At 49.4% G+C, this 25,585-nt stretch carries 25 protein-coding genes; 22 read left to right on the top strand and 3 right to left on the bottom strand.

Going from position 1 to position 25,585, the window contains the following annotated elements:
* Positions 1-92 precede the first annotated feature (92 nt).
* Positions 93-1,802: a M3 family oligoendopeptidase gene (locus ACKTSG_RS07895; RefSeq protein ID WP_407893616.1), complete on the top strand. Its 1,710-nt coding sequence runs from the start codon at positions 93-95 to the stop codon at positions 1,800-1,802.
* Positions 1,803-1,853: 51 nt separating this feature from the next.
* On the opposite strand, the gene ACKTSG_RS07890 is transcribed toward ACKTSG_RS07895, so the two are convergent.
* From ACKTSG_RS07890 to ACKTSG_RS07880, 3 genes are read right to left on the bottom strand one after another with little or no spacing between them, the layout of a single operon-like run.
* Positions 1,854-2,807 carry an alcohol dehydrogenase catalytic domain-containing protein gene (locus tag ACKTSG_RS07890; RefSeq protein ID WP_407893614.1) on the bottom strand — a complete coding sequence of 318 codons (954 nt, stop codon included), beginning with the start codon at positions 2,805-2,807 and terminating at the stop codon, positions 1,854-1,856.
* Positions 2,804-3,415, bottom strand: a complete 612-nt coding sequence (locus ACKTSG_RS07885; RefSeq protein WP_407893612.1) for an alpha/beta hydrolase — start codon at positions 3,413-3,415, stop codon at positions 2,804-2,806. Before ACKTSG_RS07885 ends, ACKTSG_RS07890 begins: the two co-directional genes overlap by 4 nt.
* On the bottom strand, positions 3,402-4,373 hold the full coding sequence (locus ACKTSG_RS07880) for a VOC family protein (RefSeq protein WP_407893611.1): 972 nt from the start codon (positions 4,371-4,373) through the stop codon (positions 3,402-3,404). The genes ACKTSG_RS07885 and ACKTSG_RS07880 overlap by 14 nt, the downstream gene beginning before the upstream one ends.
* A gap of 140 nt (positions 4,374-4,513) precedes the next feature.
* Here ACKTSG_RS07880 and ACKTSG_RS07875 point away from each other — a divergent pair, with 140 nt between their 5' ends.
* The 21 genes from ACKTSG_RS07875 (at position 4,514) to trpA (ending at position 25,453) form a co-directional block, all read left to right on the top strand.
* On the top strand, positions 4,514-5,038 hold the full coding sequence (locus ACKTSG_RS07875) for a YqeG family HAD IIIA-type phosphatase (RefSeq protein WP_407893609.1): 525 nt from the start codon (positions 4,514-4,516) through the stop codon (positions 5,036-5,038).
* Positions 5,031-6,140, top strand: a complete 1,110-nt coding sequence (gene yqeH / locus ACKTSG_RS07870; RefSeq protein ID WP_407893607.1) for a ribosome biogenesis GTPase YqeH — start codon at positions 5,031-5,033, stop codon at positions 6,138-6,140. Before ACKTSG_RS07875 ends, yqeH begins: the two co-directional genes overlap by 8 nt.
* Positions 6,141-6,150: 10 nt before the next feature.
* Positions 6,151-6,462 (top strand): YhbY family RNA-binding protein, encoded by a 312-nt coding sequence (locus ACKTSG_RS07865; RefSeq protein WP_407893605.1) that lies wholly within the window; start codon positions 6,151-6,153, stop codon positions 6,460-6,462.
* Positions 6,463-6,471: 9 nt separating this feature from the next.
* Positions 6,472-7,128 (top strand): nicotinate-nucleotide adenylyltransferase, encoded by a 657-nt coding sequence (locus ACKTSG_RS07860; RefSeq protein WP_407893603.1) that lies wholly within the window; start codon positions 6,472-6,474, stop codon positions 7,126-7,128.
* The gene (gene yqeK / locus ACKTSG_RS07855; RefSeq protein ID WP_407893601.1) at positions 7,115-7,717 is read left to right on the top strand and encodes a bis(5'-nucleosyl)-tetraphosphatase (symmetrical) YqeK; all 603 of its coding nucleotides are present in this window, start codon (positions 7,115-7,117) and stop codon (positions 7,715-7,717) included. Before ACKTSG_RS07860 ends, yqeK begins: the two co-directional genes overlap by 14 nt.
* A gap of 2 nt (positions 7,718-7,719) precedes the next feature.
* Positions 7,720-8,076 carry a ribosome silencing factor gene (gene rsfS, locus ACKTSG_RS07850; protein ID WP_407893599.1) on the top strand — a complete coding sequence of 119 codons (357 nt, stop codon included), beginning with the start codon at positions 7,720-7,722 and terminating at the stop codon, positions 8,074-8,076.
* Entirely contained in the window at positions 8,076-8,813 is a 738-nt protein-coding gene (locus ACKTSG_RS07845; protein WP_407893597.1) for a class I SAM-dependent DNA methyltransferase, read from the top strand. Before rsfS ends, ACKTSG_RS07845 begins: the two co-directional genes overlap by 1 nt.
* A 2-nt stretch (positions 8,814-8,815) precedes the next feature.
* Positions 8,816-9,955 carry a nucleotidyltransferase gene (locus ACKTSG_RS07840; protein ID WP_407893595.1) on the top strand — a complete coding sequence of 380 codons (1,140 nt, stop codon included), beginning with the start codon at positions 8,816-8,818 and terminating at the stop codon, positions 9,953-9,955.
* An 8-nt stretch (positions 9,956-9,963) separates the two neighbouring features.
* The gene (locus ACKTSG_RS07835; RefSeq protein ID WP_407893593.1) at positions 9,964-10,524 is read left to right on the top strand and encodes a YceD family protein; all 561 of its coding nucleotides are present in this window, start codon (positions 9,964-9,966) and stop codon (positions 10,522-10,524) included.
* A 174-nt stretch (positions 10,525-10,698) separates the two neighbouring features.
* Positions 10,699-12,123, top strand: coding sequence for an NADP-dependent phosphogluconate dehydrogenase (gnd, locus tag ACKTSG_RS07830; protein WP_407893591.1), 1,425 nt, complete (start codon positions 10,699-10,701; stop codon positions 12,121-12,123).
* Positions 12,124-12,355: 232 nt separating this feature from the next.
* Positions 12,356-13,336 carry a DUF4767 domain-containing protein gene (locus ACKTSG_RS07825; protein ID WP_407893589.1) on the top strand — a complete coding sequence of 327 codons (981 nt, stop codon included), beginning with the start codon at positions 12,356-12,358 and terminating at the stop codon, positions 13,334-13,336.
* A 137-nt stretch (positions 13,337-13,473) separates the two neighbouring features.
* On the top strand, positions 13,474-14,319 hold the full coding sequence (locus tag ACKTSG_RS07820; protein WP_407893587.1) for a hypothetical protein: 846 nt from the start codon (positions 13,474-13,476) through the stop codon (positions 14,317-14,319).
* A gap of 441 nt (positions 14,320-14,760) precedes the next feature.
* Entirely contained in the window at positions 14,761-15,447 is a 687-nt protein-coding gene (locus tag ACKTSG_RS07815; protein ID WP_056964689.1) for a response regulator transcription factor, read from the top strand.
* Positions 15,444-17,015, top strand: coding sequence for a HAMP domain-containing sensor histidine kinase (locus ACKTSG_RS07810; RefSeq protein WP_407893585.1), 1,572 nt, complete (start codon positions 15,444-15,446; stop codon positions 17,013-17,015). The genes ACKTSG_RS07815 and ACKTSG_RS07810 overlap by 4 nt, the downstream gene beginning before the upstream one ends.
* 213 nt (positions 17,016-17,228) lie before the next feature.
* Positions 17,229-19,973, top strand: a complete 2,745-nt coding sequence (locus tag ACKTSG_RS07805) for a YhgE/Pip family protein (RefSeq protein ID WP_407893583.1) — start codon at positions 17,229-17,231, stop codon at positions 19,971-19,973.
* 36 nt (positions 19,974-20,009) lie between these two features.
* A complete protein-coding gene (locus tag ACKTSG_RS07800; RefSeq protein ID WP_407893582.1) occupies positions 20,010-20,468 on the top strand; it encodes a MarR family winged helix-turn-helix transcriptional regulator in 459 nt (152 codons plus the stop codon).
* 635 nt (positions 20,469-21,103) lie between these two features.
* Positions 21,104-22,123 carry an anthranilate phosphoribosyltransferase gene (gene trpD / locus ACKTSG_RS07795; protein ID WP_407893580.1) on the top strand — a complete coding sequence of 340 codons (1,020 nt, stop codon included), beginning with the start codon at positions 21,104-21,106 and terminating at the stop codon, positions 22,121-22,123.
* Complete coding sequence (trpC, locus tag ACKTSG_RS07790; RefSeq protein WP_407893578.1) at positions 22,120-22,902, top strand: indole-3-glycerol phosphate synthase TrpC; 783 nt, start codon at positions 22,120-22,122, stop codon at positions 22,900-22,902. Before trpD ends, trpC begins: the two co-directional genes overlap by 4 nt.
* Complete coding sequence (locus ACKTSG_RS07785) at positions 22,899-23,483, top strand: phosphoribosylanthranilate isomerase (RefSeq protein ID WP_407893576.1); 585 nt, start codon at positions 22,899-22,901, stop codon at positions 23,481-23,483. Before trpC ends, ACKTSG_RS07785 begins: the two co-directional genes overlap by 4 nt.
* 4 nt (positions 23,484-23,487) lie before the next feature.
* Entirely contained in the window at positions 23,488-24,687 is a 1,200-nt protein-coding gene (trpB, locus tag ACKTSG_RS07780; RefSeq protein WP_407893574.1) for a tryptophan synthase subunit beta, read from the top strand.
* A complete protein-coding gene (gene trpA / locus ACKTSG_RS07775) occupies positions 24,680-25,453 on the top strand; it encodes a tryptophan synthase subunit alpha (protein ID WP_407893572.1) in 774 nt (257 codons plus the stop codon). Before trpB ends, trpA begins: the two co-directional genes overlap by 8 nt.
* Positions 25,454-25,585: the final 132 nt, after the last annotated feature.

Genomic DNA, 25,585 nt, shown 5'->3' with positions numbered 1-25,585 from the left:
CCTCGTTTATCTTTTGGTTTGGTCGCTTAAAGCATAACACTGGAGGGAGTAGGTGTTTTTGTGTTATCTAAAAAGGCCTAAAACTTCCAGCGTTGAAGTACTCTTCAACACCAAAAATTTTAGACCCAGATTTTCACACATATCAAACCACGATGACCAAAGCCGCACAAGCGCTAGCTCAAGCACCAGATGCCAACGCGGCCCTTCAAGTTGCCAAAGCCACGGTACCAGCCGTTAACGCGGTGATGTCTGCGGCCATGTTGGCGTCGATCCGCCACAGTATCGACACCCGCGATGCGTATTACACCGCAGAAGATGATTATTGGAACGAATATGGCCCACAATATGACAATGCGGAAACCGATTACCTCAAAGCCTTGGTGAAAAGTCCTTATCGCGACGTGTTGTCGCAAGTGTATCCCAAACCGTTTTTCTTGAAGGCCGAAGCGCAACTGCGGGTGCAAACGCCGGCAGTGCTTGAACTACAGCAGCGCGACAATCAGTTGATCAGCGAATACGATAATTTAACTGCTGGCGCGCAAATTGAATTTGACGGTAAACTTTACACCTTGGCCCAATTAGGCGCCCCAATGGCCGCGGCTGATCGCCAAATTCGAAAAGCTGCCAGCGCCGCTTATTGGGGATGGTTTGCCGATCATGAAGCGCAAATCGATGCGATCTATGACCAAATGGTGCAAGTCCGCACGCAAATGGCGCATACCTTGGGCTTTAAAGACTACGCTGAAATGAGCTACGTCTTTATGGATCGCTTTGATTATGATGAAGCGCAAGTGGCCAAGTATCGCCAAGCGATCCAAACCCAAGTGGTGCCTAAAGTCCTCGCCCAACGGCAAAAACAAGCCAAGCGTTTAGGCTTGGCCAAGTTGGAGTATTATGATCTCGGGGTCCAGTTCAAATCAGGCAACGCCAAGCCAGTGGGCACGCCGATCGAATTGGTGGCCAAAGCCAACCACATGTACCATCACATGGCGCCGATCGCCGGGGAGTTTTTTCAACATATGATCGATGCGCATTTGTTGGACCTAGTGGCCAAGCCTGGTAAAGCTGGCGGTGGTTACGCGGAATATATTCCAAGTATTGAATCGCCGTTTATTTTCGCCAACTTCAATGGCACCAGCGGCGATGTCGATGTGTTGACGCATGAAGCTGGGCACGCGCTTCAAACTTATGTGGCGCGATGGATCCAACCAGGGGACACGGTTTTTCCGACTAACGAAGCCGCTGAGATCTTTTCCATGAGCATGGAGTTCATTGCCTATCCTGAAATGCCAGCATTTTTTGAAGGGCAAACAGACAAATATTTATATGCCCATTTGCAAGCGGCATTAGAATTTCTGCCTTATGGGATCTTAGTTGATCATTTTCAGCATGACGTTTATACGCATCCGGATTGGACGCCGACTCAGCGCAAAGCGGCGTGGCGCAAATTAGAAAAATTATACTGCCCAGATCGCGACTACAGTCAAAATCCGGCCTTGGATCATGGCATCTACTGGTTCCGCCAAGCCCATATTTTTGATGTGCCATTTTATTATTTGGATTACACCATTGCCCAAGTGGTCGCATTTGAATTCTGGCAAAGGTTCAACGTGGCGCATGACCCGCAGGCTTGGGACGATTACATGGCGATGGCCAAAGCTGGGGGCTCGCAAACCTTGATGGGATTGCTTCAAACCGGGCATTTGCGCTCGCCGTTTGACCCAGACACCTTAAAGGACACGTTAGATGCGGTGCAGCAGGCCTTAGATGCGGTAGATGACAGCAAATTAGATCACAATTGACCAAAAAAACGTCGGGTTTCTTCTATTAAAGAGGAAACCCGACGTCTTTTGCTACAATAAGTTGCGATCCACATGCGCGGCATTGAGGACGGCGTCTGGTTGCATCACGACTAACTTGCCGCCAGTGTTACCGGCTTCTAGCAACTCATGTCCGCGTCGCACGCCGGCCAAGGTGAACGGCAGGCTTTCGCCGATGGTTATTGACAACCCCCAACTACGGGCTGTGGCCACCAACGCCGCCAACGCGACATCCGTTGCCGCCAGCTTGGTCAAGTGGAGGTTTTGATAATCGCCATCAGGCACGTCGACAAACGCGCTGGTCAATAATTTACCACCGCTTGCCACTAAGCGCTGGGCCAATGGCGTGGTAGCCCCGTTGAAGCGTACATTGACTACCGTGGGATAATGATGCGAGCGCAATGCTTGCGCTTCCACATCATCTAAGATCACATCAGCACCAAGGGCTTTGAGTTGATCATGATGAGACAATGCGGCAATGGCGATCACATGCACGCCTTGGGCTTTAGCAAGTTGCAGCAACACGCTACCGATCCCACCGCCTGCGCCGATGATCACTAAGCGGTCTTTTGGGTGCAGATCAAGCTGGTTGAAAATCGAAAACGCCGCCACGCCCACTAGTGGTAAAGCGGCGGCAGTCATAAAGCTGATGGCAGTGGGCTTTTTGATGAGTTTGCTGGTGCTGGCGGTGACGAATTCACTGTAGCCGCCAAGCGGGCGATAGTTGATCACCACATCCCCCAAGGCGAGATCCGTAACGCCTTCACCTAACGCTGACACGCGCCCAACCACATCCGTCCCTGGTACGATCGGGAATTGCAACTGGCGGCTCGTTTGTTCGCCGCGGCGTAAGCTGGCGTCATAAGGGTTCAACCCAAAACCTAACACTTCCAATTGGACTTGGCCGGCTTTGGGTTGCGGGGCCGGCGCGTTAATGGTGGTCAAGACATGCGGGCCACCAAAATGTTCAAAACCAAAACGTTTCATTTTGTGTCCTCCTCAAGGATCGTTTTTAGCCACCGCGACGTCGCGTTCAATTCGGCTTTGATCAGCGCATGTCCGCGGCGATGCGAATACGTGGCCACAGCAGCAAAAGCTTGGGTGAATTGCGTCTGCAACAAGGCAAAATTTTCTTTGGTGCTATACGGATCCCCGCTACCATGGGTCAGCCAAATACGGCGATTGACCAACCGCCGCGTGGGTTGCTGCGGTGAGATCGCCACGGGATGCAATAACATGGCGTCTTGCCAAGGCACCGCTTGATGCAACATGGCATAAGCGGCTAGATTGGCGCCATTAGAATAGCCTAACACCATTGCGTGTTGGGGATCACGTTGGTAAGTGGTGAGTAATTTGGTCAACTCGCCAATCAACCAGGTGGCTTGGCGCTTGGCATCTGTTAGATCAAAGCCACCATCTGCGCTATGGGCAAAATAGCGCGCTTGATCATTTTCACGAACGCGCCCACCTATTGCCAAACGTGCCGCATCTGGCGCTAAGAACTTGGCGATGGGGATCAGATCGTGTTCTGAGCCGCCAGTGCCATGCAGTAAGATCAAGGTGGTGGCACTGGTTCCGGGTTCATAAATCGTCATGGCGACCTCCTATCGACAAAGGCGCAAGCCCTGACAAGATCTGCTGGCGTTGCGCAGTTAAAAATGGAGGCAACACCAAGTGACTGCCAGCTGACGCTTGGGGTTCATCTTGGAAAAATCCAGGGCCTTGGGTGGCTAATTCAAACAATAACTGAGGACTGGGGCGAAAATAATCAGACTGAAAATAAAATCGATCGACCACCCCAGATTGTGACAGATCAAACTGCGCCAAATGCGCGACCCACTGTTGCAAATGCGGCAAGTCTTGGGTGATGAACGCCACGTGATGACCCATGCCATAGCCAGCTTTGGCAAGCGGTAAGTGGGGTTGTTCATCAACGATCACTTGCCGGCTATGGCCACCAGCGCCTAAGGCAAACAGCTGTTTTGAACCTTCAGTTGCCAGCAAGTGAAACCCTAAGATCTCGCTTAACACATAAGCCAAATGCTCAGCGTTGACCACATTAAGCGTGATCGGGCCGAGGCCGCCGATGGCCATATCGGCATCAACTGGCCCATCAGGCCAAGGCTGACTGCGTGCAGGCGTCAAGTCATGGGCATCAGACAACAGTTGGTAGACTTGCCCATCGTGATCAACAAACTCCAACCCAGCATCGCCAAATTGTTCAATGCGCGTCGCGTCAATGCCAGCATCAGCTAAACGCTGGATCCAGCGCAACAACGCTTGATCATCAGGCACGCGCAAGCTGATCTTGGCGATCATGTTGGTGCCACGAATGGCGCGTGATTGATGCGGGAAGAAGAAAAAGGTGAGATCAGTCCCTGGCGTGCCAGCGACATCAGTAAAATAGAAGTGATAAGTGTTCGGCTGATCATAATTGACGGTGCGTTTGATCAACCGCATGCCGAGCACTTGGGTCAATAAGTGAAAAGTGGCGTTCACATCGCTTGCCATGGCGGTGACATGATGCAAGCCGAGTAATGGTTGTGTGGCCAAAATCCAGACCTCCTTTTTACCTTTAAGCTCAGTGTACACGCTTGCTTGCCAAAAGGCGATTTTCACGCTTGGCACTGGTGGGCATTACCTGTCATCTTTGGTATAATAGGTTAGATATGCAAAGAAACGGAGGCCCATGTGTGGCAGTAATCAAACCAACGTGGCTGGTGCAAGCGGTCTATGGCCTGACCCCAAAGCACTTGCAACAACAAGGCATCAAAGCGGTATTGTGTGATCTAGACAACACCTTGATCGCTTGGAACAATCCTGATGGCACCAAACAGTTACATGATTGGCTGGCGCAAATGCAACACGCCGGCGTGATCGTGATGGTGGTGTCAAACAATAATCATGACCGCGTCAAGCGCGCGCTGGCCAAATTAGAACTACCTTTTGTTTCACGCGCCCTTAAGCCATTACCAGTTGGCATCAATCGCGCGTTAAAGCAATTAGGCTTAAAGCGCCAAGAAGTGGTGATGGTCGGCGATCAGCTGCTGACGGATGTATTGGCAGGCAACATTGCTGGGGTCAAAACGATCTTAGTGCAGCCGCTGGTGCAAACCGATGCGTGGAATACGCGGATCACGCGCTTTTTTGAACGCGGGGCGTTTTGGTTGTTAGGCGGCAAAAGTCGTTTGACTTATAGGGAGGACATTAATGACTGAAGAATTGCGCTGTATTGGGTGTGGGGCATTATTACAAACGGAAGATCAAGCCAAAGCCGGGTATTTGCCCGCTAGCAGCTTGGCTAAGATCCAAGCCGATCCTGACGCGGAAGTGTATTGCCAACGGTGTTTTCGTTTGCGGCATTACAATGAAGTCCAAGATGTCGAGTTGACAGATGACGACTTTTTGCGCTTGTTGAACGCGTTAGGCCAAAGTGACGCGCTGATCGTCAATGTGGTGGATATTTTTGACTTCAACGGGTCTGTGATCCCAGGCTTGCATCGCTTTGTCGGGGATAACCCCGTGATCTTAGTGGGCAACAAAGCGGATGTCTTACCAAAATCCGTGAATCCGCGCAAGTTGACCAACTGGTTGGCCCAAGCGGCTCATGCACAAGGCTTGCGTCCAGTGGCCACGATGCTTACTTCTGCCAAAAAAGGCAAGTTGATCGACGAATTATTGGCCACCATTGAAAAATATCGCCAAGGCCGCGATGTGTATGTGGTCGGTGTGACTAACACCGGGAAGTCGACTTTGATCAATCAGATCATCAAACGCTTGACTGGCGTGCAAGAATTGATCACCACGTCACGCTTTCCTGGTACGACCCTTGATCGTATCGAGATCCCGTTGGCAGACGGCAAGTCATTGATCGACACCCCAGGGATCATTCATCACGGCCAAATGGCGCATTATATCGACACCAAAGATCTGAACTTAGTGGCGCCGACTAAGCCGATCCGCCCAGCAGTTTACCAGTTAAATCCTGGGCAAACGATTTTCTTAGCCGGTTTGGCGCGCTTTGATTTCTTGCGCGGCAAGCGTTCAGGCTTCACCATTTATGTGGATAACCAATTATTATTGCATCGCACGAAATTAGAAAATGCGGACGCGTTTTATGAAAAGCACAAAGCTGGGTTATTGCAGCCACCGCGTCCAGGCGCTGACTTTCCTGACTTGGTCCGCTTTGAATTCACCCCCAAGCAAAAATCTGACTTGGTTTTTGCCGGTTTAGGCTGGATCGTCGTGCCTGCAGGCGTGACCGTCGCCGGTTGGGCGCCTAAAGGTGTCGATGTCTTGTTACGCAACGCATTGGTATAAAGGAGAAATCATGTTAACAGGGAAACAAAAACGTTATTTACGCAGCCTTGCCATGACGCAAAAAGCGTTGATCAATGTCGGCAAAAACGGCATTTCTGACACTTTCATCGATGGCGTCAAAGCCGCCCTTGAAGCGCGTGAAATGGTCAAGATCAGCTTACTGCCAGCTACTGATGATACCCCAAAATCAGTCGGTGAAGCGCTACAAACAGCCATTCCTGGCTTAGAGATCGCCCAAACGATCGGTCGCAACTTAGTGGTTTATAAGCGTGCCTTTGATCCGGAAAACCGCAAGTTGTCAGCTGAATTGGCGAAACTCTAGGCGCTAGCCATGGAAACAGTGATGAAAACGACCACCTTGACGCATCCGGTGATCACCCCGCGGGAATCGGTTCAGATCTTAGGGCCGCGGCGCAAACAAGTGGCGCTGTTTGGCGGCACCTTCAACCCGATCCACAACGGGCATTTGATCATGGCCGAGGCTGTTGGCACGCAGTTAGGCTTGAAGCAAGTTTGCTTTATGCCTGATAATCAGCCGCCGCATGTGGATCACAAAGTCGCCATTGATGCCAGCCAGCGCTTGGCGATGTTGGAATTGGCGATCAAAGACAACCCGCTGTTTGGGTTGGAACTTTGTGAACTGGAGCGCGGTGGGGTGAGTTACACGTATGACACCATGGTCGATTTGAAAAAGTTGCATCCAGATACGGATTACTTTTTCATTATCGGCGCCGATATGGTTGAGTATTTACCCAAGTGGTATCGCATCAACGACTTGGTGAAACTGGTGACTTTTGTTGGCGTCAAGCGTCCTGGCTACACGCCGAGCAGCCCTTACCCGATCGTTTGGGTCGACGCGCCGATCATCGAGATCTCTTCAACCCAGATCCGCCAGCGGGTCGCCAGCGGCCAAAGTATTCGCTACTTGGTGCCGGAAGCGGTGCGTGCGTACATTAAGAAAGAAGGATTATATCTTGGCGAGCATTGAATACCCGAGTCAATTGACCAACGGGCAGTCGCGGGCCAGCATTTTAGCCTTGTTACAAAATCGGTTAAGCCCAGCGCGTTATCAGCATTGTTTGCGCGTTGAAGCCACGGCGCGCGACTTGGCAAAGCGTTTCGGCGAAGATGTCGATCGCGCCGGATTGGCCGGGTTATTGCATGATTATGCCAAAGAAATTGCCAAATCCGAATACATCGATGTGATCAAGCGCAATGGCTTTGACTTGGGTCTTTTGCATTACAATCGCGGGATCTGGCATGGTATCGTCGGCACTTGGTTTATCAAACAAGAAGTCGGCATCACCGATCATTTGGTGATTCAAGCCATCGAGCGCCACACCACTGGCGATCCGCAAATGTCGACTTTAGATCAAATCGTCTTTGTGGCTGACTTCATCGAACCTGAGCGCAAACTTGACGCAGAAGTGAAAGCCCGCACAGCGGCGCAAACCAACATGCGCGAAGCCACCTTGATCGAACTGGAAAACACGTTGACGTATTTGATCGCCAATCGCCAAATCGTGTATCCCAAAACTTTACTGACTTATAACGCATTCATTCAACCAAAGGAGTAATCATGGACAAAACCCAATTACTGGAAACTATTGTTAAAGCCGCTGATGACAAACGTGCCGATGATATCGTCGCATTAGATATGCAAGGGGTGTCATTATTGGCCGATTATTTTGTCATCATGAACGGGAATACTGAACGCCAAGTGCAAGCCATTGTCGACGGGATCGAAGACGCGGTATTATTGGCAGGCGGCAATCAACCGCGCATCGAAGGCAAAAAAGGGTCGCGTTGGATGCTGATGGACTTCAATGACATCGTGGTGCATGTCTTCGTGCCTGAAGAACGTGACTTTTATAATTTAGAGAAACTGTGGTCAGATGCGCCATTAGTAGATGTGGCACAATGGGTCACTGAATAATGATCTACTCCAGCTTCGCTCAAGTGTACGATACATTGATGGACGACTCGCTGTATTTGCGCTGGCGTGATTATGTGCAACAACGCGTTGACCCACATGGCCAGAAATTATTAGAATTAGCAGGCGGCTCTGGTAGCTTGGCCTTATTGCTACAAGACGCTGGGTATGATGTGGCGCTGTTTGATCTGTCTGCGGAAATGCTGGCACTGGCAGAAGCCAAATTGGTTGCCCAAGATAAGCAAATGTTACTGATGCAAGGGGATATGCGCGATCTTGGTGGCTTGCCGCCAGTGTCTGTGGTGACGTGTTTTGATGATTCACTGTGCTATATGCCAGATCTTGACAATGTCCGTCAAGTTTTTGCAGCCGTGTACAGCGTCCTTGATGCTGGTGGGGATTTCTTTTTTGATGCGCATTCCTTGCATCAAATCGATGACGTTTTCCCTGGCTACATGTACAACTATCAAACAGAAGACTATGCGTTTATGTGGAGCAGCTACGCCGGGGACTTGCCGCACACAGTGGAACACGATCTGACGTTTTTTGTTTATGACGAAAAACTCGACGCCTACCACCCGATGCAAGAGACCCATCATGAACGCACTTATCCATTAGCGGACATTGTTGCCCAACTGAAAGCAGTCGGCTTCTCCAACATTGAAGTCACCGCTGATTTTGGTGAAAAAGCTGTTGAAGACACTGATACGCGCTGGTTTTTCCACGCCAAAAAGGCCTAGTGATGCAAGCAGTGGGGATGATCGCGGAATTTAATCCGCTGCACAATGGGCATGTGCATGCCTTGAATGAAGCGCGGCGACTGTCACAAGCTGACGTGGTGGTCGTGGCGATGTCAGGAAATTTTGTCCAGCGTGGTGAACCAGCCTTGCTGGATAAATGGGCCCGCGCCCAAGCCGCTTTGCAATGTGGCGCCGATTTGGTGGTCGAATTGCCGGTATTTGATGCGGTGCAAGCCGCGCCTCAATTTGCCACTGGCGGCGTTGCCATCATGCAAGCGTTAGGCGTGTTGCAGCTGGCTTTTGGCAGTGAAGCGCCTGACGTGGATTATCAAGTTGCAGCGGAAAAACTGCAAGCGGCCAAACTGGATGCCAGCGGGTTTCATGATTTCACTCAAACTTACGCCACTCAGCTCAATCACCAGTATCAACAAGCCACTGGGTTAGACTTGGCCCAACCGAATTTATTGTTGGGGATGAGTTATGCGCAGGCAAACTTGTCGTTGAACGCGCACTTGCAGCTGATCGCGATCCCACGTGTTGGCGTTGACCATGACGCCAAACAAGCAGCGTCGGATTTTGCCAGTGCCAGTCACTTACGGACGTTGATCACCAGCGGTCAGTCTGTGGACAAATGGGTGCCTCAAGCGTCATTGGCGAGTTTAAAGCATCCGCATTACACGTGGGATCAATTGTTTCCGATGCTGAAATATCGCTTATTGACCGCAAGTTTAGCCGAACTTGAACAGATCAGTGGCATGAGTGAAGGCTTGCAGTATCGCTTGAGCCAACAGATCAAAGGCAGCGATTCTTTTGACGCGTTTATGGCGGCGATCAAATCCAAGCGCTACACTTATGCCAGATTGCGCCGCTTGTGTTTGAATGTGGTGTTGAACCTCACCCAAGAACAAGTTGACACTGGGCAAGCCCATCGGTTTTTGCATGTGTTAGGCTTTACTCAAGCTGGCCAAGCGTATCTGCACCAAGTGAAAAAATCGGTCAGCTTGCCGCTGATCGTCAAACCCACTGCCGCCCAACTGGCGCCAAAAGGGTTGCTGGCGGTGCAACAACAAGCCGATAATGTGCTCACCTTATTGCAAGCACCGGACCAAAATTATGGCCGGATCCCATATCGTTTTGATTAGGAGGCATTATGCTTAAATTTACCGTTGCCGATTTGGCAAAATATAAACACAGTCCCATGCATGTTCAAGAAACTTTGGATGTCAAAGCGGAACTGTTAGCGCGCGACCCAGAAATTTTAGACGCCACGCCAATGCAGTTAGACGCTTACTTAAGTGCCGATGATGGCGACTTCTTGTTGTCAGCGACGATCAAAGGCCAACTGACCGTACCTTCAACGCGTTCTCTGACGCCAGTGCCACTGCCGCTTGACTTCACCTTCAGCGAGATCTATGTCACCGATGACGCCCAACGCGATAAATATCAAGATGGCGAATTGGTGATCACCTTAGAAGATGATGAGTTGGATCTTGGCAGCGCCGTGTTGGATCACATTTTGTTGAGCATTCCCATGCAGATCTTGACGCCAGAAGAACAAGAAGGCGCCAACATGCCTAAAGGCGAAGATTGGGAAGTGGTGTCAGAAGATGACTTTGCTGCCACGAAAGCCAAAGAAAATGAAGCCAATTCCCCATTTGCTGGCTTAAAAGGAATGTTTGATGACAACGACGACTCAAATGACAACGATTAAGTGACAACAACAGCGTGAAGCGTGATGGCTTCGCGCTTTTTATTTGGCGTAAAAGGAATATTTCAATCGCCGAATTGTTGATTTCAGGCTATTGCGCTTTTAATCTGGGCTTCATTCTGCTACCATGAAAAGGTACGAAGTTGCGCTTTTTTGCGTATTAGGAGGCAATATTTAATGGATAAACCGACAATTGGCGTCATTGGCATGGCCGTGATGGGCAAAAACCTGGCTTTGAATATCGAAAGCCGCGGCTACACCGTCGCCATTTATAACCGTACCGCCAGCAAAACTGAAACTGTGGCCAAAGACCACGCAGATAAAAAATTAGTCCCAAGCTACACCATCGAAGACTTTGTGGCCAGCTTGGAAAAGCCTCGCCGGATCATCTTGATGGTCAAAGCTGGGGCCGGCACGGATGCCGTGATCGCGCAATTGTTGCCATTATTGGATAAAGGCGACATTTTGATCGATGGTGGCAACACCAACTTCCATGATACCCGTCGTCGCAACAAAGACCTCGCTAACTCCGGAATCAACTTCATTGGCATGGGCGTTTCTGGTGGCGAACTCGGCGCGTTGCATGGCCCAAGTTTGATGCCAGGTGGCCAACGTGAAGCGTACGATTTGGTTGCGCCAGTGTTGAATCAGATCGCTGCTAAAGCAGACGAAGACGGTTCCGCCTGTGTGGCTTATATCGGACCAGATGGTGCCGGCCATTACGTCAAAATGGTGCACAATGGTATCGAATATGGCGATATGGAATTGATCGCTGAAGCTTACAACTTGCTGCGCAACTTTGTGGGCTTGGATATGGATGAAATCGCCAAAGTCTTTGCGGACTGGTCCAAAGGCGAATTGCATTCTTACTTGATCGACATCACGGCTGAGATCTTGACGCGCAAAGATGATCTGGGTTCTGGCAAGCCGATCGTTGACGTGATCTTGGATCGCGCCGGCAACAAAGGCACTGGTAAGTGGAGCAGCCAATCTGCTGCCGAACTAGGTGTGCCGCAATCGGTCATCACTGAATCCTTATACGCGCGTTACATTTCCGCGATGAAAGACGAACGGGTCGCGGCAAGCAAAGTTTTGCCAAAGCCAGTGGGCAATGTTGACGCTGGCGACAAGGCTGAAGCCATCGAAATGATCCGCAAGGCCTTGTACTTCTCCAAGTTGATGAGTTATGCGCAAGGCTTTGAACAAATGCGTGTGGCTTCTGAACACTACAACTGGGACTTGAACTACGGTGAAATCGCCTCGATTTGGCGTGCCGGTTGCATCATTCGCGCGCAATTCTTGCAAAATATCACCAACGCTTATGAAAAAGACCCAGCTTTGAAGAACTTGTTGTTGGACGATTACTTCATCGACATCACCAAGAACTATCAAGAAGCAGTACGTGACTTAGTTGGTTTAGCAGCTAAAGCCGGTGTCCCTGTGCCTGGGTTTATGGCGGCGATCTCTTACTACGATTCATATCGTAGCGAAGTATTGCCAGCCAACATCTTACAAGCCCAACGCGATTACTTCGGTGCTCACACTTACGAGCGGACTGATCGCGATGGCATGTACCATTACACTTGGTATACTGAACAATAATATTTTAGAATAAAACCAGCGGCACTCATCCGCGGCCTATCAACATTTGGCCGTTAGGTGGGTGCCGTTTTTTAGTGTCATTTAGGATCGGGGGCTTCATCGTGTAGCTGGTGTGCTGAGTGTTCCTGAACAAGTAGTGTCAGATCAACAAGAAATTTTTATAAAGAATGCGCTTTCTTCGACGATGCGATTGCTTATAATGAGGTCATCAATTTTGTTGGGGGCTATGATTATGAGAAAGTCATTATGGTCAGGTTTGTTGCTTGTCGTGTTATTCGGCTTAACTGCCTGCGGTCAAGTTTCTGGCCCAAACGAGACAAGTTCGCCACCAAAGACTGTGAAAACGCACAAGCAGTCGTATTCAAAGCGCAACAGTTCAAGTTCTGCAGTTAATTCTGCGCAACATCCATACGCGGATGATACCCAAGACTCTTTATGGACGGTGCAGCAGGATGATGAGCTGGCGAAATTCATGAGTTCATGGCAAGCATCGATGGATCAACATTTTGTTGGGACATATGATGGCAAGCGGGTTGATTATTTGGGATTTGTTTATCCGAACGTGATCGATCACACTTGGCGAGATGAAATCGTCTATGATCAAAACGCCCGACTTTCGTGGTATCATGCCAACGAGGATCTTGGAAAGGCGCGTTTTCGCGTGATGGCTGCGGCTGTCGGTGGTAAAGGCGGCCATTATTGGCCGGTACTGTATTTATTTGCGCTGGATACGCAAGATAACAGTCCAGTCGTCTTGGTGTCGGAAACCACGAATGGTGGCACACTGTGGTTTTATGAAACGCAAAATGATCAGCTAAAAGACGGTTTTTCGCAGATCCTGCGCGAAAATAGCACAGTTAGCGACGTTAACGTCAGCGCGGCGGATTGGACGCAATCCACAGCCATCGATTACTTGAGGCAATTAGATTCAAAAGATGCTGCGCTCCAAACTGCAGTGATCGCGGTTTTGCATGATCCTGGGCCAGATTGGGATAGATCCGACTTCACTGCTCATGGGCGTACCGCGCAGTTGCATGATCAATATGGGACCACCTGGTCATTGACGCACTTAGCCAACGGTAAAACAGTGGTGATTCAGCGCATTCCTCAACAAGAAGATCCTGCGGTCGTTTTTTATGCGACTGATCGTGACCATTTGGTTTATGAAGGCTACCACAACGGCGAGCCGATCGTGGATACAAACGTGCAGTAAACAAAATGATGTGTCAGGAATTTGTTGGTGAGGACAACTTGAAAAGTGGGTGAATACGAATGCCATCACGGATGGAAAATCGAGGAATGAATCACAAGCGGGCAAGATTGTTCTGGATCGTTGGGGTGGTTGGTTTCATGGCATTGATTGCTGGTGGATTAGCTTATGTTTATAGCGGTTCAGATTCCCAAGCGACTTCTTCGGCCAGCTCACCTAAGCGTCTTGATCAACCAACTCAAAATTCAAGCTACTCAAAGGCAACAACGAAATCAAGCACTGATGCCATCCAGTCGTCTCAAGCCACTGTTCAAACAGATCTGACCGGGATCGGGTTTCAAATCATGCCAGTGCGATTCAATGGCGAAGATGTCACTCAGGCCATGGAAGAAAATAAAGCACCACAAAATACGGTCCATGATGGCGCTCAACTTGGTTATTTCAAAAACGCCACCCAAGCGAGACTCAGCGGCTTGGCCAGGTATTTTTATGCGAGGACGGATACCTACGCGGTTCGTCAGGATATCCTTTATTTGGGAAGTTGGCGTATCCCCTTGAGCATCGCTAACGGAATCATCCAAGCGACGCAATGGGACACGAAAGATCTGGATGGTAACACCATCACTTGGAAAATCGAGCCACTGCAAGATGCACAGACGCAAGTGGAAGCACATGCCAATCCAAATGAGTCGTCAAGCGACGCCAATACGGCATCAGTTGATCAACATAATTTGACTAGCGCCCAAATGGAACACTGGGTCAGAAGTTATCTCCAATCGCTGCCTGACGCCTATGATGCGTCTGAATATACGTTTACGCAGAAATTTGTTGACGGTTATGCGCAGGTTTATGCCTATCAAGATAATGCCAAAACCGGTAAAAAAGAATTGTCCGCAGTTTATCGCGTTGATGAAAATGGTGACTTACAAGTTTCCAGTCAACCAGAGTCAAGCGGTTGGCGGACTGTTTCAAGACAGTATCGTTAAAGGTAGTGCAATTTCCACCAAGAAATCAGGTCGCCAACTTGTGAAAGCTTGAAATTTCAGAAACAAATGTGACGAAGAATTAGCCAATGCTCTAGTCTCCGCTCAATTTCGTTTTAAAGGATGACTGTAATCGTTGTCCTTTTTGTTCGTGAGAATGACACAAGTCAGAATCAGTCGTAATCGGAATAGACCAATAACATATTTGGAGATAGTTAGCCGGCTAACTATCTCAAATGGTATAGGCCAACTCATTTTAGCAGAAACTTTTCCTTTTTCTTGTGGGGAATACTCTTAGGAATAACTGTGATAGTCAGCTCAAAAATTCTGTGTTACAATGGCACAAGCAACGTTTTGCATGAGAAAAGCAAGATGACGAGGCACGGCAAGATGAGAGTTTTGTCATCGCCTCAAAATAGGTGAAAATGACAAAGGAGTCCAATCATGAGCCGAATTTTAATTATTGAAGATGAGAAAAACCTGGCGCGCTTCGTCGAACTTGAACTGAAGCATGAAGGTTATGAAACCGCAGTGCACTTTAATGGGCGCACTGGCTTGGAAGCTGCATTGAGTGAAGACTGGGATGCCATCTTACTTGATTTAATGCTTCCTGAACTGAATGGTTTGGAAGTTTGCCGCCGCGTGCGCCAAACTAAAAACACCCCGATCATTATGATGACGGCTCGCGATTCCGTGATCGACCGTGTTTCTGGGTTGGATCATGGCGCCGATGACTATATCGTCAAGCCTTTTGCCATTGAAGAATTGTTGGCTCGCTTACGCGCGTTGTTGCGTCGTATCAGCATCGAAGGCGAACACAACGCAGCTAAGCAAACCACGTTGACTTATCGTGATTTGACCATCGAAAAAGAAAATCGCGTGGTGCGTCGTGGCGATGATATCATCGAATTGACCAAGCGTGAATACGAATTATTATTGACTTTAATGGAAAATATCAATGTGGTGTTAGCACGGGACGTTTTGTTGTCCAAAGTTTGGGGCTACAACTCTGATGTTGAAACCAACGTCGTCGATGTTTATGTCCGCTACATTCGCAACAAGATCGACCGCGCCGGCGAACCAAGTTACATCCAAACCGTTCGGGGAACCGGTTACGTCATGCGCTCGTGATTTCTGAGCCACAAGTTAAACCCAAACGCCGTTTACCGCTAGCCGTCAAATGGACGACGGTGGTAGGGGTCGGCATTTTCGTGACGTTTTTGGTGTTTTCAATGGTGCTTTATGGTGCGACTGGCAGGATCTTGAGGTCGCAAGAACAGCGCACCTTGCAAGACACGTTAAGCGCCGTTGAGCAGCGATTGTCCCCAATCGCCTCTAAACTCACCGTGGATAATGTCTCCCCATTGCTTGAAGTAGACGGCAGTGATTATCAAACCAGCGCTGGCACTGGGGTATCATTAGTTGGCGGCAATGACGAGTCCGTATTTGCTGACTCGGTGATCCAAAAACTTTCTCGCGCCGATGTGTCGCTGGCTGTGTATGGCAATAACGGCATCGAATTGTACAGTACGCGCAGTGAAGACCAACCGCTGATCAAAACCAAAACCACCACATACAAAATGGTCAATAAAGGCGGCTTTAACGGCATGATCGTGTCTGCGCCGATCGTTTCCAGTACCACAGGCAAACATTTAGGTTATGTTCAGATCACCGATCGCATGCAAGCAACGCATGCCACCATGCGCCGGTTGATGAACATGATCTTGATCTTAAGTGGCGTCGCCTTGCTGGTGTCCTTGTTGATGGGCTTTATCATGTCCAACCGCTTCTTAAAACCGATCCGTTCGATCACCAAAACCATTGCCGTGGTCAATGACGAACCGCAATCTGAAGTGCGCATCCCCACATTAAAGCAAAATGATGAACTCAGCGATTTGGTCAATGAATTCAATGGCATGCTGGACCGTATTCAGCGCTTCATCGATCAACAAGCAGTGTTTGTCACCGATGTTTCGCATGAATTGCGGACCCCAGTGGCGATTTTGGAAGGGCATTTGCAACTGTTGAATCGCTGGGGCAAAGATGATCCGGAAGTGTTGGATGAATCATTGGCCGCCAGTTTGCAAGAAGTCACGCGCATGAAGTCACTGATCCAAGAAATGCTTGATCTCACCCGCGCGGATCAAGTCGATGTGCAATTTCCGAATGCCGTGGTAGATCTCAACCAATTAGTCGAACAAGTCGTCAACGACTTCACCATGATCCATCCAGACTTTGTTTTCATTTTGGATAATGACTTGCAAGGACCGGTTTGGGTACGAATGTATCGCAACCACTTGGAACAAGTGTTGATCATTTTGCTGGATAATGCGGTGAAATATTCGACCACGCGCAAAGAGATCCATGTATCGGCAGCGACGAATACGGACGGGGTCGCCATTGCCGTACAAGATTTTGGCGAAGGCTTGTCCAATGAAGACCGCCAACGTGTGTTCAACCGCTTCTACCGCGTTGATAAAGCGCGCTCGCGTGAAAAAGGCGGCAATGGCTTAGGCTTGTCCATCGCCCAACAACTAGTAGAAAGCTATCACGGCGAAGTGTCGGTTGATTCTGCTTTAGGCCATGGGTCGAGTTTCCGCATCGATCTGCCGACGATCACGCCAGAAGAAGCTGATCATTTGCAAAGTTTGGCTGATGCCCAAGCACCAGAAGATCCGTTTAAAAATAGTCAACTCTAACTTCACGTCACAACTTCAGGTCAAGTTGTGGCGTTTTTTTGTGGGGAAAAACCCGATGAGATTGGGAATTTATGCGTAAAATACACACTTTTCTTGACTTTTTGCGGGAAAAGTCGCATATTTAATTTCATGTTAATGGCATATACAATCTATGCCATCAACACGTCACCCCATGAAGGGTAACGACCAACAACTGAAGGAGTTGACAAGCAAGTGATCAAGCGAGAATTAAAGACGATCATGGCGCATAAAGGGTTGATGTGGGCAATGATCGCAGTGATCTTGATTCCATTCATTTACTCATTTTGCTTTCTGACCAGTGCCTGGGATCCTTATGGCAATACTGGCAAGATCCCAGTGGCGGTGGTAAATGAAGATGAACCTGCCACGCTGCAAGGCAAAACCATTCAAGCAGGCGCTGATACTGTCGCCAAGTTGCACGATGATGACCAATTGGAATGGCATTTCGTCAGTGCTAAAAAAGCCGCAAAAGGGCTCAAAGACAATCGCTACTACACCGTGGTGACGATCCCTAAGGACTTTTCCAAAGATGCGGCGACGGTGCTGGATGCCAACCCCAAGCAGATGAAGCTTACATACGAAACAAACGGTTCGTTGAACTATGTTTCGGAGATCATCAGCCAAGTTGGGGTCGATCGGTTGAACAGTCAGATCAAAGAAAAAGTCACCACGGCTTTTGTGGATGAATTGTTCGGCCAGATCAAAACCATTGGCACCAAGCTCAAAACTGCGGCGACTGGTGCGAAGCAGTTAGACACCGGGATCTTGAAATATACCGATGGGGTCAACCAAGTCAATGGCGGCTTAACGCAATTGAATGACAATGTGCCAGCTTTGGCTTCTGGCGTGCAACAATTAGCCGATGGTGGGACCCAGCTTAAAGACGGCATGGGTCAGCTGCAAGGCAAAGTACCAACGTTGGCTAGTGGCGTCGGTCAATTGACTGATGGCGGCGCGCAACTTAAAGGCGGCTTATCAACGTTGAACAGTGGTTTGGGTCAATATACTGGCGGCGTCGATCAAGTGGCTGGCGGGTTGAACCGACTCAATGCGCAAGTGCCGACGTTGGCCAGTGGTGTCAACCAACTGGATGCTGGGATCAATGGCATCTACGAAAAAGTCGTTAAAGCCAAAAATCCTAAAACCGTCACGATGGCGGCAGGCATCAAACAACTTTATGATGGCATCAAGTCGTTGAAGTATTACACGTTAACGCAACGCAATGGCAATCCGGATCTGCCTGATGCCATCGCGCAAATGAACACCAAAATGGCCAAGTTGTTGAAAACCGTGCAGACCCAAAACACGTTGATGAGTTCTGCGTTCATGAATATCGATATGGGCTTGGATCCTTCAACTTTTGGGGTCACTGCCGAACAACTCGGCTTGCCGGCGGGTTCCAAAGCTTATCCGCTGTATCATTTTGAAAAAGCCGCCAACACGGCTAAAACAACTGCCAACACTGATTTCACCGCTTTGCAAACGGCGATCAGTCAAACCACTGATCCGACGCAAAAAGCGGCTTTGCAAGCGGCTTTGGCCAAGTTCAAAACGTCGTATACCGCAGAAGAAACGGCATCAACGACGCAATATCAAACTGCCAAAGGCTACTTGAATTACGTCAAAGCTTCATTGGGTAACAAAACTTATGACGCAGAAGGTGATCCAACTGGGTTGATCTTAGCTTTACAAACCTTCTCCAAGTCGCTGACTGCGTTGAACGATGAAATGAGCAACCCTGAAGTGTCCAAGCATACCGCGTATAAAGATGCAGTGACGCAACTGGATCAAGGGTTAGCTGATTTGAATGATGCGGTCAATGTGGATAAAACTCCAGCGACGATGGACAACATGAGTTTGAACCAAGCCTTGACGCAAATGAAAAATGGCTTAGATCAACTGAAAAACAATGTGCCGGCGTTAAGTTCAGGCGTGGCGCAATTGAATAATGGTGGCAGTCAATTGACGGCGAAATCTGGGCAATTGCGCGGTGGTGCCAGTCAGTTGTACAACGGTTCGGTACAAGAATCCGCTGGCTTGAACACCTTAAATGCCAGTGTGCCGACTTTAGCTTCTGGTGTCGGGCAACTTAACGATGGTGCAGGACGCTTAAGCACTGGGTTGAACCAGTTGAACAGTCAAGTGCCAACGCTGGCCTCTGGGGTCAAGCAATTGAAGTCTGGTTCCGGTCAACTGGTCGCCAATAACCAACAACTGACTGATGGCACCAGCCAATTGTCTTCAGGCTTACATGATGGCTATCAACAAGTTGCCGCAACGAAGCTCACGAAACTCACGTCTAAGATGTTTGCGGCACCTTCTCAAGACGTCCAAAAGAAATACACCAATGTGAAGAACTATGGTGCCGCCTTAGCGCCTTATGTCTTGGCGTTAGCCTTGTTCATCGCGATCATTATCTTCAACTTCGCTTACCCAATGAAGCGCCAAGATGGCGATGGCACCAGCTTGCTCTCTTGGCTCGGTGGGAAAGTCTTGATCGGGACGTTAGTAGCAGTTGCAGCGGCATTAGTCGAAGCGACCTTGATGCTGGTGATCGGCTTGCCAGTGGCACATGTCTTCGGCTTTTATGCGATGACCATTTTATTCGCGTTGTCGGCGATGTACTTGACGCAAGTGTTGAATCTGGCCTTCAATCGCGTGGGGATCTTCATCGCATTAGGGTTGCTGACGCTGAGTGGTTCCGGTGGGTTGTTCCCAGCGCAAACCATCAGCCCGCTTTATGAAAGCACCCAGAAATTCTTGCCGATGACTTATGCGATCAATGGCTATCGAGAAGCGATTTCCGGCGGGATCGCTGGTGGCACCGTGGTTTCTAGCGTCTTTGTCTTAGTGATCGTCGCCTTGTTATCGTTGATCTTGATGATCCCAGCAGTGGGCTTACAAGCCAATTGGAATCACACGAGCGAAAACGACTAAAATGTGATACGCTATATCCAATAGGGGGAATATCAGATGGCCGAAACCGACTTGTTGGAAGCATATATCGAAGTCTACTTTAAAGCGTTTAAGTACGTCGGTGACTTGATCTCTGAGCCGATGAAAGCTGACGGGATCTCATTTGAACAATTCTTGATCATGCGCGATCTGGCGGCTGGACAAGAGTTAGGGTTATCTGAAATCGCCAAAAAGCGTGGCGTGACCCGAGCTGCCATTTCGCGGCAGATCAAAACGCTATTGGATAAAGGGACGATCACGCAAGAACGCGATGCCGTTGACCGCAGGCGGTTGTATCTGCGGTTGACTGATCACGGCGAAGAAGTCACTGCCCGCCTCAACAAAGTGATCCATAAACGCTTTTATGATTGGGTCAACATGTTAGGGGAGCATGATGCGCATGAATTGTTGCGGATCATGCGGCGTGTGGGTGAAACCATTATTGCCAAAGACAAAGCAGAACGTCACGAATCATGATCAACGAAACATCAGTCAGAAATTTTTGGCTGGTGTTTTTTTGGCGCTTGAAATGGTGATCGGTAGCGATGACGCCCGGCTCGCTAAATCAAAGCAAACAGCGTCGTGGCTGGTTGAATGCGGCGCATCGCGTTTAATTGGTCAGGTCGGTGGCCTTTGACAAAAGGTGGCGATTTGACGTGAATCTGTCAAAAATAATTAAAAACACGTTGACAAAAGATGAGAAAGAGATTATCTTATTCACAACAAAACAAGTTCGTCCATAAACCGTTGAGATGGAGATCAAGATCATTGTGCACGCACAGAGAGCGGCCGTTGCTGGGAATGCCGTGGAACGCAGGTGATTAAATGGACCATCGAGGGACGCCCCAAAAGTTGTTCAACGAGTCAGGGTGTACGTGAGGTATACGTCAGTTACCGGGAGAGTGATAGCTCTTCGCCAAGTGGGGGTATAAGCTTTTTGAGATACCCAATTAAGGTGGCACCGCGGAAATATCCGTCCTTAAACAGCATGACTGTTTATGGGCGGATTTTTTGTATTCTATGAAAAACAGGTGACGCTTATGATGACCAAACGATGGCAACTCTTAGCAAATGTTGACCCGACACTCACACTTTCCTAGGAGGAATCTCTTATGTTAAATGAAACGATCGCACATTTAGTGAACCATCTGGATTTATCTTTTGAAGAAACCAAAGCCGCACATAACGAATTATTACATGGCGAAGTGGATCCTAGCTTGATCGCCAGTTACTTAACGGCCATGGCCGAAAAAGGCGCCACTGCCACTGAAATTGCCGGCGCCGCCGATTCGATGCGCAGCAACGCCACCAAATTTGATCCTGAAGAACCAGTGCTGGAAGTCGTCGGTACTGGTGGTGATCATGCCAACACTTTCAATATTTCCACCACGTCGATGTTTGTCATCGCCGCCGCCGGGGTTGATATTGCCAAGCATGGTAACCGTGCCGCTTCTTCTAAATCTGGTGCCGCTGATGTGTTGGAAGCTTTAGGCTACAATATCAACGCCTCAGTTGCCGCTTCTGAAGCCTTGTTACATCAATATCACGCTTGCTTCTTGTTTGCCCAAAAGTATCACGCCGCGATGCGTTTTGTCGGCCCGACGCGCAAGTTGCTGGGCTTTCCAACGATCTTCAACTTGATCGGCCCGCTGGCAAATCCTGCCAAGCCGACTTATCAATTACTTGGCGTTTACCGCGAAGACTTGATGAAGCCAATGGCTGATGCGTTGATCCAATTAGGCGTCCGCCGCGGCATGGTGGTGCATGGTGAAGATGGGTTGGATGAAGTCACTGCCACTGGCAAAACCGACGCGTTGGTGATCGACAATGGCACCATTACCGCTCGCACCATCGATCCTAAAGACTATGGCTTCGCATACGCAGCCAAAGCTGATCTAGTTGGTGGGACCCCGGCTGAAAATGCGCAGATCACCCGCGACATTTTAGCTGGCAACCCTGGGCCTAAAACCGATGCCGTGTTGCTTAACGCTGGGGTGGCGCTTTACATCGCTGGCAAAGCGGATACCATCACCACAGGCATTGCCTTAGCCAAGCAAACCATTGCACAGGGCAAAGCGACAGCCTTGTTGAACAACTTGGTCAAAGCCTCTAATCAAGAGGTCAGCGCATGATCTTAGACGACTTAGTGGCAGCCACCAGCGCGCGCATCAAACGCGAAAAACAACAAGTGCCGCTAGCCACCTTAAAACAACAAGCAACCGCTTTTCGATCCTTGAACAAACCCAGTTTTATCGACGGACTCAATGATCATTTCGGCATCATCGCTGAAGTGAAAAAAGCGTCGCCTTCTAAAGGTTTGATCGCCGCCGATTTCCCTTTTTTACAAATCGCTGACGATTACACCAAAGCTGGCGTAGATGCCATCAGCGTATTAACTGAGCCAGATTATTTCAAAGGGGAGTTGAAATTTCTCCAAGCCATCGCTGAAGCGTCAAGCAAACCAGTGTTACGCAAAGATTTCGTGATCGATCCGTACATGTTGTATCAAGCCAAAGTCAATGGCGCCAGCTTGGTGTTGTTGATCGTGGCGATCTTATCTGATCAACAGCTACATGATTATTATCAATTAGCCACGGCGCTGGGGTTGGAAGTCCTGGTAGAATGCCACGACGAAACTGAGATTCAGCGCGCGTTGGCAGTCCATCCGCGCTTGATCGGCGTCAATAATCGTGACTTGCGCGATTTCACCGTGGATATCCATCACTCTGAACAATTGCGCCAAGCCATCCCTGAAGACATAAAAGTGATAGCTGAATCTGGGATCCATGAAGCCGCTCAGCTCAAAGAATTGCAACAACACGGCATCAATGGCGTGTTGATCGGCGAAACCTTTATGCGCGCGCCTGATCGACAAGCGATCATTCAGCAATATAAGGAAGCGGTCTTATGACGCAAGTGAAAGTATGCGGGTCAACCAGCCTGCAAGATATTGCCATTATCAATCAAGAGCATCCTGATTACGCCGGCTTTGTGTTAGCTGGTGGGCGCCATCATGTGTCAGACGAGCAGCTGCAACAGCTGACTCAAGCGTTGGACCGTACGATCTGCAAAGTCGCTGTGGTAGTGGAACCAGACGTGCACCATTTGATCCGCTTGCATCAAGCGCAACTGATCGATGCGGTGCAACTGCATCGCGTCAGCCGCAAAAAAACCATTTTCGCGCTGCAACAAGCTGGCTTGATGGTGATCTCGCGCATCGATGTGTCGGCACCAAGTACTGTCGCCGATATCGCGTTGTTGGATGCCGGGGATGGCTCTGGTGAGACCTTATCTTGGAACGACTTGCCACCCGTCGAGCAACCGCTGATGTTAGCTGGCGGGCTTGATGGTGACAATGTCCAAACCGCGATCAAAGTCGTGCATCCGCAAATCGTTGATGCGTCCAGCCGCTTAGAAACCAATGGCCACAAAGATGCCAATAAAGTGCACGCATTTGTGCAAGCAGTGCGTGCGATCAAAGAGGAGCTTTAATACTATGGAAGAAAAAATCGATAATCGTTTTGGGGAATTCGGCGGCCAATATGTGCCAGAAACCTTAATGGCCAGCTTAGACAAACTGACTGAATGTTTTGAAAACGCGAAAAACGATCCTAGCTTTTATCAAGAATTTCATCGCTTACTGAATGACTATGCCAATCGGCCCTCGCTGCTGTATTACGCCAAGCGCATGACCGAAGACTTAGGCGGGGCCAAGATCTACTTAAAGCGTGAAGACTTGAATCATACTGGCGCGCATAAGATCAACAACGTCATCGGCCAAGTGTTATTGGCACGGCGTTTAGGCAAAACGCGCTTGATCGCCGAAACTGGCGCTGGCCAACATGGCGTGGCCACTGCCACGATCGCTGCTTTGTTTGGCATGAAATGTGAAGTGTTCATGGGCAGAGAAGACACGGAACGCCAAAAGCTCAATGTTTATCGTATGGAGTTGCTTGGGGCTAAAGTCAATGCCGTCACTTCTGGGCAAGGCTTGTTAAAAGATGCCGTTAACGCGGCGTTGCAAGACTGGGCAGCGCATCCTGATGACACCTTTTACGTGATCGGCTCAGCCATGGGTCCAGCACCTTATCCGGCCATGGTCCATGAATTTCAGTCAGTGATCTCCAAAGAAGCCAAAAAGCAGCTGCAAGAAGTTGAAGGCCAAGGCCGCCTGCCAGACGCAGTGGTTGCTTGTGTTGGTGGCGGGTCTAATGCCATCGGGTCGTTTGCGGATTTCATCGATGATCCTGAAGTCGCGCTTTATGGCGTTGAAGCTGCTGGCGAAGGGGTTGGCACCGGCCACACTGCGGCCACGCTGGAAACTGGGACCCCAGGTATTTTCCATGGGATGAAGTCGATTTTCATGCAAAACACTGAAGGGCAGATCGCCAAAGTTTATTCGATTTCCGCCGGCTTGGATTACCCAGGCGTCGGACCAGAACATGCGGCGCTGGATGCCTCTGGTCGCGCGCATTATGTCGGGATCACTGATGACGAATCGGTGGATGCGTTTGAATACATTGCCAAAGAAGAAGGCATTATTGCCGCAGTCGAATCTTGCCATGCCGTCGCTTACGTGAAGAAGCTTGCGCCAACCATGCGCAAGGATCAAATCATTATCTGCACCTTGTCTGGTCGTGGCGATAAAGATGTGGCCCAAGTTGCTGCTTATCGGGGGATTGATGTTCATGAGTAAATTACAAGCTGTCTTTGAAAATCACAAAGCGTTTATTCCATTTGTCACCGCTGGCGATCCAAGTGCTGAAGCCACTGTCGCGCAAGTGGTAGCGTTGGCTAACAATGGCGCTGACATCGTGGAACTTGGGGTCCCGTTTTCCGATCCGATCGCCGATGGCCCGGTGATCCAAGCCGCGGGGCTGCGCGCTTTTGCCGGTGGGATCACCGTTGAAGGGGTGTTTGATATCGTCAAAGCGATCCGCGAACATACCAATGTGCCACTGGTGTTTTTGACTTATGCCAATATTCCGTTTAAATATGGCTATGACGCGTTTTGTGCACGGTGTGAAGAACTTGGCGTGGATGGCTTGGTCATTCCAGACTTGCCAGAAGAAGAAGCCGATGAGATCTTGACCTTTACGCAAAAGCATCATGTTGACTTGATCCCGTTAGTCAGCCCAACGTCTGGGCCGCGGTTGAAAAAATTGGTCCGTTACGCCACTGGCTTCATTTATATCGTGTCGGCGTTAGGCGTAACTGGGCAGCGTTCGAGCTTTGCCCAAAACTTGGATGATCTGATCGCAGACTTGCGCCAAGTCACCGATGCGCCATTATGTGTCGGCTTTGGGGTGCATACGCCTGAACAAGCTAAGAACTTGGCCAAAGTGGCTGATGGGGTGATCGTCGGGTCAGCGATCGTTCAATTGGCCCAAGAAAGCAATGATGCGCCAAAAGCCGTCGGGGATTACACCAAAGCGATGGTCGCGGCGATCGCTGAAGCCTAAGTGAACTGATCAAAGGTGAGACAGTTACTGTCTTGCCTTTTTTTGTGGGCGCAAAAGTCAGTGATTTTGAAAATACGTTGAAAAATGGGATTCGCTTTGTGAAAAATATCGCGATCATCAAATTATTCGCGT

Source organism: Lacticaseibacillus salsurae (assembly GCF_045862175.1).
GTDB classification, from domain to species: Bacteria; Bacillota; Bacilli; order Lactobacillales; family Lactobacillaceae; genus Lacticaseibacillus; species Lacticaseibacillus salsurae.
This window is presented reverse-complemented; position numbering and strand designations above follow the sequence as displayed.

What these genes read in the sequence shown, in the direction of transcription:
- ACKTSG_RS07890 (WP_407893614.1), bottom strand. Translation starts at nt 2,807, where the DNA reads ATGAAACGTTTTGGTTTTGAACATTTTGGTGGCCCGCATGTCTTGACC.
- ACKTSG_RS07885 (WP_407893612.1), bottom strand. Translation starts at nt 3,415, where the DNA reads ATGACGATTTATGAACCCGGAACCAGTGCCACCACCTTGATCTTACTG.
- yqeH (WP_407893607.1), top strand. Translation starts at nt 5,031, where the DNA reads ATGACTGAAGAATTGCGCTGTATTGGGTGTGGGGCATTATTACAAACG.
- ACKTSG_RS07865 (WP_407893605.1), top strand. Translation starts at nt 6,151, where the DNA reads ATGTTAACAGGGAAACAAAAACGTTATTTACGCAGCCTTGCCATGACG.
- ACKTSG_RS07860 (WP_407893603.1), top strand. Translation starts at nt 6,472, where the DNA reads ATGGAAACAGTGATGAAAACGACCACCTTGACGCATCCGGTGATCACC.
- rsfS (WP_407893599.1), top strand. Translation starts at nt 7,720, where the DNA reads ATGGACAAAACCCAATTACTGGAAACTATTGTTAAAGCCGCTGATGAC.
- ACKTSG_RS07845 (WP_407893597.1), top strand. Translation starts at nt 8,076, where the DNA reads ATGATCTACTCCAGCTTCGCTCAAGTGTACGATACATTGATGGACGAC.
- ACKTSG_RS07840 (WP_407893595.1), top strand. Translation starts at nt 8,816, where the DNA reads ATGCAAGCAGTGGGGATGATCGCGGAATTTAATCCGCTGCACAATGGG.
- ACKTSG_RS07835 (WP_407893593.1), top strand. Translation starts at nt 9,964, where the DNA reads ATGCTTAAATTTACCGTTGCCGATTTGGCAAAATATAAACACAGTCCC.
- gnd (WP_407893591.1), top strand. Translation starts at nt 10,699, where the DNA reads ATGGATAAACCGACAATTGGCGTCATTGGCATGGCCGTGATGGGCAAA.
- ACKTSG_RS07825 (WP_407893589.1), top strand. Translation starts at nt 12,356, where the DNA reads ATGAGAAAGTCATTATGGTCAGGTTTGTTGCTTGTCGTGTTATTCGGC.
- ACKTSG_RS07820 (WP_407893587.1), top strand. Translation starts at nt 13,474, where the DNA reads ATGGCATTGATTGCTGGTGGATTAGCTTATGTTTATAGCGGTTCAGAT.
- ACKTSG_RS07815 (WP_056964689.1), top strand. Translation starts at nt 14,761, where the DNA reads ATGAGCCGAATTTTAATTATTGAAGATGAGAAAAACCTGGCGCGCTTC.
- ACKTSG_RS07800 (WP_407893582.1), top strand. Translation starts at nt 20,010, where the DNA reads ATGGCCGAAACCGACTTGTTGGAAGCATATATCGAAGTCTACTTTAAA.
- trpD (WP_407893580.1), top strand. Translation starts at nt 21,104, where the DNA reads ATGTTAAATGAAACGATCGCACATTTAGTGAACCATCTGGATTTATCT.
- trpC (WP_407893578.1), top strand. Translation starts at nt 22,120, where the DNA reads ATGATCTTAGACGACTTAGTGGCAGCCACCAGCGCGCGCATCAAACGC.
- ACKTSG_RS07785 (WP_407893576.1), top strand. Translation starts at nt 22,899, where the DNA reads ATGACGCAAGTGAAAGTATGCGGGTCAACCAGCCTGCAAGATATTGCC.
- trpB (WP_407893574.1), top strand. Translation starts at nt 23,488, where the DNA reads ATGGAAGAAAAAATCGATAATCGTTTTGGGGAATTCGGCGGCCAATAT.
- trpA (WP_407893572.1), top strand. Translation starts at nt 24,680, where the DNA reads ATGAGTAAATTACAAGCTGTCTTTGAAAATCACAAAGCGTTTATTCCA.